Here is a 9,353-nt window from a genome sequence, read left to right on the forward strand (position 1 = left end):
GGTGGGGTCGGCCCTCGGAACCGCGTTCGCGGGAGCGGCGCTGGCGGTTGCCCTCGCGCTCACGCTGCCGGCCGCGTTGACGGATGCTGGCATTACCGGGCCGACCGCCACCCAGCTCGCCGACAACACGCGGCAGTCCGCGGGGACGACGATCAGTCAGTTGCGCGCCGAGGGGGCTAGTAGCCCGCTGGGCGACCAGACCACGGCCGCGGTGACGGCGCTGTCGAACGGCTTCGCGGATGCCACCCGCTGGTCGCTGCTGGTGGCGACGGTGTTCCTGCTACTCGGGTTCGTCGGAGCCCTCGTGGTACGCCGCGCTGCGGTGCGGTCGGCCGCCGGTGTGGGGGAGCGCGCGTGAAGTACGACCTCAAGAAGGATCGGAAAGACCTCTACGCGCCCGGGAGGCATGACTTCACTCGCGTGACGGTTCCACCGATGACCTATCTCGCGATCGACGGTCACGGCGACCCCAACACGTCACGCGCGTACGCGGATGCCGTGAGCGCCCTCTACGCGTCGGGCTATGCCGTCAAGTTCGCCTTCCGTGCCCGCACGGGTGATGACGTCGTCGTCGGCCCGCTCGAGGGGCTGTGGTCAAGCGCCGACCCGTCGAGCTTCGCCGCCCGCCGCAAGGACGCCTGGGATTGGACGATGCTGATTCCGCTGCCGCCGGCGGTGACGGATGCCGACATCCGTGCCGGACTCGAGACGGCAGCCCCCAAGAAGCCCGAGCTTCCGATTGGCCGGGTCAGTGCGGTCACGATCGAGGAGGGGCTGTCGCTCCAGATTCTGCACGTGGGCTCGTACGACGCGGAAGCGCCGACGCTGCACCGCCTGCACGCCGAGCTCATGCCTGCGCAGGGTCTGACATTCAATGGTCCGCACCACGAGATCTACCTCAGCGATCCGCGTCGCGTGGCTCCCGAGAAGCTGAAGACGATTCTTCGTCAACCGGTGCGAGCGATCGAGTGACGACGCGGGTCCGGCGGGGGAGTGCCGGACCCGCGAGGCCCCACGCGGCCGGCTGCGTCTCGGCGACCGCCGTCCGAAGGCCCTCGACGAGCGGCGTCGTCGGCCGCCCGATCAGGCGCGCGAGGGTTCCATCGGTGTCGGCGAGAACCCCGTCGGCGATCGCGAGGTCGATTCCCACAACGAACTGGGCGACATCGGCGGGAAGACCGAACTGCTCCAGCTGAGCCTGCTTGTCAGCAGCAGACTGCGAGACGTACGCAACATCCTTGCCGAGAATTTCGCTTGCCGCCGCCGCGAGCTCGTCGTATGTCCACGCCACGTCGCCGGCGAGCTCATAGACCTGACCGGCGTGTCCGTCCTCGGTGAGAACGACAGCGGCAGCCTCGGCGTAGTCGCGGCGGCTCGCGCTGGCAACGCGCCCTTCGCCAGCCGCTGCGGCAATGACGCCGGACGCGGCCGCTCCGAGAACGTCCTGCGTGTAGTTCTCGTGGTACCAGTTGTTGCGCAGGATGACGGCGGGAAGGCCCGCGGCAGCGATCGCCTCCTCCGTCGCGCGGTGCTCGGCGCCGAGTGCGTAGTCCGCGGATGTCACCTTCGGCGCGCTCGTGTAGACGAACTTCTCGACGCCGGCCTTCTTCGCCGCTTCGATGACGTTGAGGTGACCTGCGAGCCGGGTTCCAACCTCGGAACCCGAGATCAGCAGGATGCGATCAACGCCCTGGAGGGCGGCATCGATCGTGGCTGGTTCGGCGTAGTTCAGCTGCGCGATGCGCACGCCGAGGTCGACCAGAGGAGCTGCCTTGTCGGGCGTGCGCACGCCGGCGACGATGTCGGATGCCGCAACGCCGCGCTCGAGGAGTGCGGTGACGACGTGGCCGCCGAGGTGGCCGGAGGCGCCCGTAACGAGAATGGCCATGGTGAATCCTTTCGGTCGTGACGCCGCTTCGGCGCTCGTGAGCAGAAACCTGGATTCGAAATCGCGCATTCCTTGCGTACGGTACCCACCTTTTCGTAAGGTACCCACGTGTCAGTAAGTCTTGCGGAAATACGCGACGTTCGGGAACGAGCTTTCTCTGCGGCCTGTCCCACACGGGTCGTGCTCGACCACGTGATGTCGAAATGGGGCATCCTCGTGTTGCTGACGCTTGGCAACGGCACAGCGCGGTGGGGTGAGCTGCGCCGCAGCATCGACGGCATCAGCGAGAAGATGCTTGCGGCAACGCTCAAGACCCTCGAGGGAGATGGCCTTGTCCAGCGCACCTCGTACCCTGAGGTGCCTCCGCGGGTCGAGTACTCGCTCACGGAGCTCGGCCGTGACCTGATGCTTCGTCTCGGCCCGCTCATGGACTGGGTTGCCGAGCACGCTGATGACATGGTCGACCGGGATCTGTCTTCCTAGCCCAACGGTTCACGCTCGACGCTCGGACGGAATCCGACGAACAGCAGATAGCCGGCGAACCACAGCTCGAAGGCGAAGATCGGTGCCGCAGCAAGGCCAGCGAGCACGTTCGTCTGGTCGATGATCCCGAACAGCTGTGCAACGTCGGATGCCAAGACGAGGGTCGCGCCGACGGCGCCGAGTATCGGGATTCCGCGCACGACGGCGCGTGAGCGCCATAGGAGCCACGACAGCACGAGGGTGTTGACCCCGATCACGAGGCCCTGCCCGATGAGGAACGACGCGGCGTGTATCCCCACCAGGCTGGCGGCGATCGTCGTGTCGGGAGAGGGAGCGATCGCAATGTCGGCCCCCGGGACCGAGCCGGAGAGGATGAAGACGAGCGTGAGCATCGGGAGGATGCCGGCGCCGATGATCGCGCCTTCGAGCGTGCGCAGGCCGGCGAAGGTGTAGGCAGCGGCCGGGCCGGAAGGACGCAGGGCGGCCAGCAGCACGGTGCCATTGGCGACGCATGCGATCGCGAGGATCAGCTCGAGTGTGATCCCGGTGCGCAGCAGCCCCGCCGAAGACTCGGCAATGCCCTCGGCGTAGGCGAATGCTGCGGCGACGGAGGTGACATGGGTCACGAGATACAGAGAGCCCGCCCAGAGGGCGAGGGTACGGATTCGGGGCATTGCAGTCTCGTTTCTTCGAGTGGTATACGCGGTATACCGCGCTGTCGACGACTGTAGGTGTACGCTGTATACATGTCAAGTTCCTCGCGAATCCGCAGTGAATCTTCGCGACTGCGGGGGGCATCGTGACAGCGGCGAGTTCCCGTGGCGCGCTCACGACGCAGAGTGTGACGGCGGCTGCTGTCGAGCTGGCAGACGACGTAGGGCTCGAGGCGATGACGATGCGGCGCCTCGCACAGGCGCTTGAGGTGACACCGATGGCGCTCTACAAGCACGTCGACAATCGCGAGAAGCTGATCGACCTCATGTTCGATCGGCTCGTCATCCAGATGGCGCCGGAGCTCGCAGAGCATGACCCGTCTTGCGCTCTATCCGGTACGAACGATGCCGACTCGAGCGCTGATTGGCGCGACGTACTGCGTGAGCAGATTCTTGCTGCGCGGGCGACGATGATGTCTCATCCGTGGTCGTTCGAGGCGATTCAGACACGCCCCCTCGCCTCCCCGGTTGTGCTCGCGTACATGGACCGGCTCATGGGGATCATGTTCCGTGGGGGCCTGTCGGCGGATCTCGTCCATCACGCCATGCACACGCTCAGCACCCGCATGTGGGGGTTTACGCACGACGTGCTTCCGACGCCCTCGGCATCCGAGGCTGCGGCGGAATCGGGAGGCGAGCTCGTGTCCGAGGATGCCGCGCTGGCGTCCTTCGCGGCATCGTTTCCCCACATCGTGCGCATGGCGATGACAGCACCGGGCGCGGCGGGGCAGTGCGATGCGGATGCCGAGTTCGGCTTCGCCCTCGACATCCTGATCGATGCCTTCGAGCAGCGCCGACTCTCCGGGTGGAGCTCGACCAGCTCGCAGTCCTGAGTGTGCGCGTTGGTGACAGCCGCCATCTGTCGGGTGTTCCACGGGCCTGCCCGTCGTAGCCTGGACGGATGACAGGCGACTCCGGTGACGCGGCGGCGTTCGCTGACCATCACGGCGCCCGTCGGCAGCTGCTCGATCTCGTGTCGACAGATCCGGCTGTGGGGCCCCGCGACAGTCTGGCGGCGCTCCTCGGTTTCCCGAAGGACCCTGACGCAAGGCGGGCTGCGGTCCTCATCCTGTTCGGTGTGCTGGATGACGCGCCGAGCGCTCACCGCGCGAGTGCTGCAGCTGTATCCCGCGACCTCGACGTGCTTCTGCTGGCCCGGGCGACGACGCTGCGTTCGCACGCGGGACAGGTCGCCTTTCCCGGGGGCAGGCTCGAGCCCGATGATTCCGGTCCCGTCGCCGCCGCTCTGCGCGAGGCTCAGGAAGAGACCGGCGTAGACCCGGACGGCGTCGATGTTCTGGGCACTCTCGCTGAGGTGCCGTTGCCGTACTCGTCGCATCGCGTTACGCCGGTCCTCGCGTGGTGGCGTGAGCCGTCGCCCGTGCGAGCTGTCGATGTGGGCGAGTCGTCGGCGGTCTTCCGGGCGCCGGTTGCGGACCTGCTCAACCCTGCGAACCGCGGATGCACCGTCATCGATCGTGGCCCACGCACGCACCGCGCCCCCGCGTTCCAGGTGAGCACCGAGACTGGTGAGCACCTGGTCTGGGGCTTCACTGCGATGCTCCTGGACGGACTGTTCGATCGTCTGGGGTGGACCGAGCCGTGGGATCAGGCGCGTGAACTCGCGATCCCAAATCTCTTGCCGTAGGCGAGACGGATGCGACTGACGCCGTCAGATGGGTCAGCGCACGAGAGGGATGACAGCTGCCAGCGAGACGACCGGCGCAGCGAGCAGGCCCATGAGCACGAATCGGGTCCAGCTGACCTCGACACCATCGGCTTGTAGTCGTTGGTGCCACAACAGGCTTGCAAGCGATGCCCACGGCGTGATGAGTGAACCCGCGTTGACGCCGATCAGCAGAGCCGCGAGACGCTCGGGGGGGCCGGCGACCGGTTCGACGAGCAGATAGGCCGGCAGGTTGTCGATGAGGTTGGCCGAAACGAGTCCGGTTCCGGTGAGGCGCCACAGCGATAGAAGGTCGGTGCCGGAGCCCGCGATCGAGCCGATCAGGGCGCCGGAACCCAGCGTCTCGAGAATGCCGACAGCGAAAAAGAGCCCGGCCGCGAAGATCACGAGCGAGAAGGGGACGAGGCGCCACCTCACAGCCCGCGGATGCCGCCAGGCGAAGACGCCGAGCAGAACAAGCGCCGCCGCGGACGCGGGGATCCAGGGAGGCATCCCTGACACGAGAAGCGGCAACAGCACCACGACAACGATCGCTGCGATGCGAAGCAGGACCGGATCGGCTGCCTCCGGTGCTGCTATCGACGGATATGTTCCGCGGAGACGTCGATGGAAGAACAGCACCAGAACGCCGACCGTCGCCACGATGGCGATCCCAGCCGACGGGCCGAGGAGGGCGATGAACTCCCACGGACTGAGGTGCAGCAGGTCGGCAGCGAGCAGGTTGGTGAGGTTCGAGACCGGCAGCACGAGGGAAGCCGTGTTCGCGAGCCAGACGGTTGCGAACACGAACGGGAGCGGGTCGAGGCGCCGTGCCCGCACGACCGCGACGATGACCGGGGTGAGAAGCACCGCGGTGGTGTCGAGAGACAGGAACGCGGTGGCCGCGACGGCGAGGATGACGACCATCGCCCACAGTGCAGCAGTTCGTCCCTTGCCGAGGCGTGACAGCCGGTGTGCCGCGGCGTCGAAGACACCGGCTGCCGCTGCGAGTTCGGCAACGATCGTCACCGCGACAACGAACAGAAGGATGGGCCATACGCGTTCCGCGACGACCATCGCGTCATCGGGGCGGGCACGGTCTGTCGCGATCGCGGTTGCGGCGGCCAGGAGCAGTACGAGGCCAACGATCGCCAGTTTCATGGCATCCGTCCTCTCCTGGTTCACGGTGAACGCTCGCACGCGGCCAGGGTCTCGGCGGCGGGCAGGTGACCCGCGATGAGAGACTCAGATGTGCGAACCCGACCCCGTTCTGTGCTGGTGCTTTCCGCAATTCTCACCGTGATGACCGTGTTCGACATCGTTCTGCATGTCGCGATCGATCAGGTCGAGCCGTTGCGCATCTCGGGCAACTTCGTGGTTTTGGCGGCCGCGCTCGCTGTGTTCTTCGTGCCCTCTGCGCGGCGCGCGTGGGTGCCTGCTCTGGCGGGTGCGATCAGTCTGGCGCTGAATCTCGTCTTCATCCTGCGCGAGGGCATCGGACCGCTCGGGGCGGTACTGGTCGCCGCAAGCACGGCGCTCTGCGTGGCAATCGCGATCGTGCTCGCCCGTCCGCGCCGCTAACGGCATCCGCCCCGCCAGCGCCGGCGGCCACGGATGCTGACGTCAGCGCCGCGTGCTCGCGATGCGGCTGCGACGCAGCATCAGCGCGGCGCCACCGGCGACGAGCGTCGTACCGAGGAGCGCTGCGATTCCCACCAGCTGCAGCGCACCCGTGTCCATCCCGCCTTCGGCGAGGACTGACGCTCCGCCGCCGCTCGATGAGCCCGATGCTGTGATCGTGATCGGTGTCGAGAACGAGCGTCCCGAGGTGAGACCTGTCGCGACGAGAGTGTGGGCGCCGGGGATTGTACTCGCCGGAATCGTCAGGGTCGTCGAGAAGGTCCCCGATCCGGTGGCCGGGATCGACGCGAGAACCACCGGGGTCGAGTGCAGCTCGATCTTCACGGTCTCGTTCGGGGCGAATCCGCCGCCCGAGAGCGTGACCTGGCCTCCTTGGCTCACATCGCTCGCACTGGCTGTCACCGCCATCGTGGTGGAGATCGCCTGCTGCACGATGTTCGCGATCTCGAGCACACCGCCCTCGTCCGGGTGCAGGGCGCCGATCTTCACGCAGATATCGGTGTTGCCGTCGGCGGGCAGGTAGTCCGGATCACAGGTCGACTGGCTGTTGAGGTAGAGCGTGATGCCGTTGATCCATGGGTCGGGGGTGCACAGGGTGTTGCCCGCTGTTTGGTCCCATGTGGGAATGAAGGTGAAGTTCGCATTGGTCGCCGCAGTCTCGATGGCGTCGTCGAGCTGCTGCTCGATGTCGTGCAGGAACTGCAGGTCGACACCGTTGTAGGGCACCGAGTTCGGGGTCAACGGATCGGTGAAACAGGCGTCGGTCGCGTTGTTAGGAGCCACCTGCGGGTAGCCGACGACGAAGACCTGCGCCTTGGGTGCCACAGCGCGGATCTCAGCGAATGTCGTCGCGAGGCGTGGCGCAACGGCGTCGGTGATACGGCCCGCTAGGTATGCGGACGGGTAGTTGACCGGGTCGCCGAAGTAGTCCTTGCAGTTGTCGAACGCACCGACTTTGTCGGCGAGGTAGAGAGGGTCGGAGTTGACGGACAGGCGCATACACGCTGTCGCGATTGAGGAGAAGCCGAGGTCGTTGCCGCCGATCCCGACGGTGACGACGTCGGTGTCAGCGCTGAGTCCTGCGGATTGCAACTGCGGCGCGGTCATTCCCGACAGGGTCACCTGCAGTGTGGAAACGTCGGGAAGGGTCGGCAGGATGACATTCGGATCGGTGGGTGAAACGGTGGCCGGCCCGTAGCCGATGTTCGCCGTGATCGCACCAGAGCACGTCTGGTCGTTGATCGTCAGGCCGAACGACGCGGCAAGGATGTGCGCGTAGTTGCCGTCAGCCTGGTAGCAGCCGTTCGGGTCGCCTGCGAATGGACTCGTGTTGCTGAACGGGTTGAGGCCGTACCCTGCCTGGTACGAGTCGCCGAGCGACACGTAGTCGAGGCCGTCGAGCGGGCCAGAGCCGCCGTTGGCTGTCGCGGGTGCTCCCGTGAAGAGCATGAAACGAGACCGGTCGTCGCAGCAACAGCCGCCATCAGCTTTCGCACGGCATCACATTAGCGGCAAGGAGGCGGCAGCCGCTGCCAGGCGCGACGTTCCGGGCGCTGCCTCGGGGCCCGTGTCGTCGAGGTGGTCTTAGACCGAGACGAGCGTTGCCCGGCGTGCCTGGAGGTCGTCGAAGCTCGGGAACGTTTCGGCGATGGGGTTGCCGGTGAAGTGGCCGACCCAGCCGTCGTCGTCGTGGAAGAAGCGAATCGATGTGAAGGTGGGCGCGGTACCCATGTCGAACCAGTGTGTGGTGTTCGCCGGCACCGAGACGAGGTCTCCGGGCTCGCAGTAGAGGGCGTAGACCTTGCCATCGACGTGCAGGTAGAAGACGCCTGCGCCGTCGGCGAAGAACCGGTCTTCATCGTCGTCGTGGCGGTGCTCCGAGAGGAACTTCTCGCGCGACGGGCCCTTGACCTCGTCGTAGTTGCTCTGCTGCGGCGAAAGCCCGACGATGTCGACCAGCGTGTAGCCCTCGCGTGCCTTCACCTCTTCTACCTCGTCGCGGTACAGCGCGAGGATCTCGTCGAGGGTGGCATCCGCGGCGAAAGCCTTGACCTCCCAGCGGGAGAAGCGTGCACCGAGCTTTGCGAGCTCCGCACGAACCTCTTCCGCGTCGAGGGTCTCGACGATCGGCGTCTCGGGGTCGGTCTCGTTCCAGACGGTCAGCAGGGTCATGGGTCCTCCTTGCGCGGGTCGCGCGAGCGCGGTTTCTCGAACTCGATTCTCGCGCAGACGGTCTGGTGATGTCGTCCCGCAGCGTCACATATCGACACGACAGTGCGAATGCGTAACAAAGCGCAACCGCGTTTTGGAACGTGCTTTGCCGCCGCGATTGACTGTGGAGCCGCGCCGCTGCATCGAGCGCGTCACACAGCTACCAGAAGTGGAATCACCATGACCTCTCGCACCCCGATCCGTCGCGTTCTGGGCGTTGCCGCAGCGACCGCCGCCGCGGCGCTGATCTTCACTGGTTGCGCCCAGCAGCCTGCTGCCACCGCTACGGCAAGTCAGGCCGAGGCCACCGCACCCCTTCCGGGTCCGTTCGACGGCGAGCCGGTCAAGGTCGCTCTCGTGCAGCAGTCCGGTGCCGGTGACTTCTTCACCGCGTGGACGGCCGGCGCGAAGGCGCAGGCGGCGGCGACCAACATCGAGCTCACCGTGACCGATGCTCGCAACGACAACGCGAAGCAGGCCTCAGACCTCGAACAGGCGATCGCCTCCCAGCCCGACGCGATCATCGTCGACCACGGTCAGACCGACACGCTCGAGCCCCGCATCCGGGACGCCGTCGCCGCCGGTATCCCGGTCATCGTCTATGACCTCGCCCTGGAGAACACCGATGGCGTCATTGTGACCTCGCAGTCGGATGCCTCGATGGCTGAGGGTGTGCTCGACCAGCTCATCGCCGACGTGGGCGACGGAGCGAAGGTCGGCCTGGTCAGCGCCGAGGGTTTCGCACCGCTCG

General features: G+C 66.6%; 11 protein-coding genes and 1 pseudogene. 7 read left to right on the forward strand and 5 right to left on the reverse strand.

Translation table 11 applies throughout. The annotated features are described in order from the left end of the window. Nucleotides 1-358, forward strand: a pseudogene (locus Q1V87_RS03950) (MFS transporter); the annotation flags it as partial. Then, nucleotides 355-972 (forward strand): GyrI-like domain-containing protein, encoded by a 618-nt coding sequence (locus Q1V87_RS03955; protein WP_300590926.1) that lies wholly within the window; start codon nucleotides 355-357, stop codon nucleotides 970-972. The pseudogene Q1V87_RS03950 and the gene Q1V87_RS03955, both read left to right, overlap by 4 nt. Here Q1V87_RS03955 and Q1V87_RS03960 read toward each other — a convergent pair. Then, entirely contained in the window at nucleotides 899-1,888 is a 990-nt protein-coding gene (locus Q1V87_RS03960) for an SDR family oxidoreductase (RefSeq protein WP_300590927.1), read from the reverse strand. The genes Q1V87_RS03955 and Q1V87_RS03960 overlap by 74 nt on opposite strands. A 195-nt stretch (nucleotides 1,889-2,083) precedes the next feature. Here Q1V87_RS03960 and Q1V87_RS03965 point away from each other — a divergent pair, with 195 nt between their 5' ends. Beyond that, nucleotides 2,084-2,371, forward strand: coding sequence for a helix-turn-helix domain-containing protein (locus tag Q1V87_RS03965; protein ID WP_366945403.1), 288 nt, complete (start codon nucleotides 2,084-2,086; stop codon nucleotides 2,369-2,371). On the opposite strand, the gene Q1V87_RS03970 is transcribed toward Q1V87_RS03965, so the two are convergent. Continuing rightward, a complete protein-coding gene (locus tag Q1V87_RS03970; protein WP_300590929.1) occupies nucleotides 2,368-3,045 on the reverse strand; it encodes a DUF4386 domain-containing protein in 678 nt (225 codons plus the stop codon). The two genes, Q1V87_RS03965 and Q1V87_RS03970, sit on opposite strands and share 4 nt — an antisense overlap. A 125-nt stretch (nucleotides 3,046-3,170) precedes the next feature. Here Q1V87_RS03970 and Q1V87_RS03975 point away from each other — a divergent pair, with 125 nt between their 5' ends. Together Q1V87_RS03975 and Q1V87_RS03980 are read left to right on the forward strand one after the other, a co-directional pair. After that, on the forward strand, nucleotides 3,171-3,917 hold the full coding sequence (locus Q1V87_RS03975; protein WP_300590930.1) for a TetR/AcrR family transcriptional regulator C-terminal domain-containing protein: 747 nt from the start codon (nucleotides 3,171-3,173) through the stop codon (nucleotides 3,915-3,917). Between the two features lie 68 nt (nucleotides 3,918-3,985). Further along, on the forward strand, nucleotides 3,986-4,732 hold the full coding sequence (locus Q1V87_RS03980; RefSeq protein WP_300590931.1) for a CoA pyrophosphatase: 747 nt from the start codon (nucleotides 3,986-3,988) through the stop codon (nucleotides 4,730-4,732). Nucleotides 4,733-4,765: 33 nt separating this feature from the next. Here the strand turns inward: Q1V87_RS03980 and Q1V87_RS03985 are convergent, their stop codons facing one another. Further along, complete coding sequence (locus tag Q1V87_RS03985) at nucleotides 4,766-5,911, reverse strand: SLC13 family permease (RefSeq protein ID WP_300590936.1); 1,146 nt, start codon at nucleotides 5,909-5,911, stop codon at nucleotides 4,766-4,768. A 141-nt stretch (nucleotides 5,912-6,052) separates the two neighbouring features. Between Q1V87_RS03985 and Q1V87_RS03990 the strand changes: the two genes are divergently transcribed. Continuing rightward, nucleotides 6,053-6,331 carry a hypothetical protein gene (locus tag Q1V87_RS03990; protein WP_300590932.1) on the forward strand — a complete coding sequence of 93 codons (279 nt, stop codon included), beginning with the start codon at nucleotides 6,053-6,055 and terminating at the stop codon, nucleotides 6,329-6,331. Nucleotides 6,332-6,373: 42 nt separating this feature from the next. Here the strand turns inward: Q1V87_RS03990 and Q1V87_RS03995 are convergent, their stop codons facing one another. Together Q1V87_RS03995 and Q1V87_RS04000 are read right to left on the reverse strand one after the other, a co-directional pair. Further along, nucleotides 6,374-7,840: an SGNH/GDSL hydrolase family protein gene (locus Q1V87_RS03995; RefSeq protein ID WP_300590933.1), complete on the reverse strand. Its 1,467-nt coding sequence runs from the start codon at nucleotides 7,838-7,840 to the stop codon at nucleotides 6,374-6,376. Nucleotides 7,841-7,975: 135 nt separating this feature from the next. Then, complete coding sequence (locus tag Q1V87_RS04000; RefSeq protein WP_300590934.1) at nucleotides 7,976-8,563, reverse strand: cupin; 588 nt, start codon at nucleotides 8,561-8,563, stop codon at nucleotides 7,976-7,978. 219 nt (nucleotides 8,564-8,782) lie between these two features. Between Q1V87_RS04000 and Q1V87_RS04005 the strand changes: the two genes are divergently transcribed. Beyond that, on the forward strand, nucleotides 8,783-9,353 hold a 571-nt coding region (locus Q1V87_RS04005; protein ID WP_300590935.1), incomplete at its 3' end, for a substrate-binding domain-containing protein.

The sequence above is a fragment of the Microbacterium sp. genome, assembly GCF_030149085.1.
Taxonomy (GTDB): Bacteria; Actinomycetota; Actinomycetes; order Actinomycetales; family Microbacteriaceae; genus Microbacterium.

What these genes read in the sequence shown, in the direction of transcription:
- Q1V87_RS03980 (WP_300590931.1), top strand. Translation starts at nt 3,986, where the DNA reads ATGACAGGCGACTCCGGTGACGCGGCGGCGTTCGCTGACCATCACGGC.
- Q1V87_RS03960 (WP_300590927.1), bottom strand. Translation starts at nt 1,888, where the DNA reads ATGGCCATTCTCGTTACGGGCGCCTCCGGCCACCTCGGCGGCCACGTC.
- Q1V87_RS03990 (WP_300590932.1), top strand. Translation starts at nt 6,053, where the DNA reads ATGACCGTGTTCGACATCGTTCTGCATGTCGCGATCGATCAGGTCGAG.
- Q1V87_RS03985 (WP_300590936.1), bottom strand. Translation starts at nt 5,911, where the DNA reads ATGAAACTGGCGATCGTTGGCCTCGTACTGCTCCTGGCCGCCGCAACC.
- Q1V87_RS03965 (WP_366945403.1), top strand. Translation starts at nt 2,084, where the DNA reads ATGTCGAAATGGGGCATCCTCGTGTTGCTGACGCTTGGCAACGGCACA.
- Q1V87_RS04000 (WP_300590934.1), bottom strand. Translation starts at nt 8,563, where the DNA reads ATGACCCTGCTGACCGTCTGGAACGAGACCGACCCCGAGACGCCGATC.
- Q1V87_RS03970 (WP_300590929.1), bottom strand. Translation starts at nt 3,045, where the DNA reads ATGCCCCGAATCCGTACCCTCGCCCTCTGGGCGGGCTCTCTGTATCTC.
- Q1V87_RS03995 (WP_300590933.1), bottom strand. Translation starts at nt 7,840, where the DNA reads ATGCTCTTCACGGGAGCACCCGCGACAGCCAACGGCGGCTCTGGCCCG.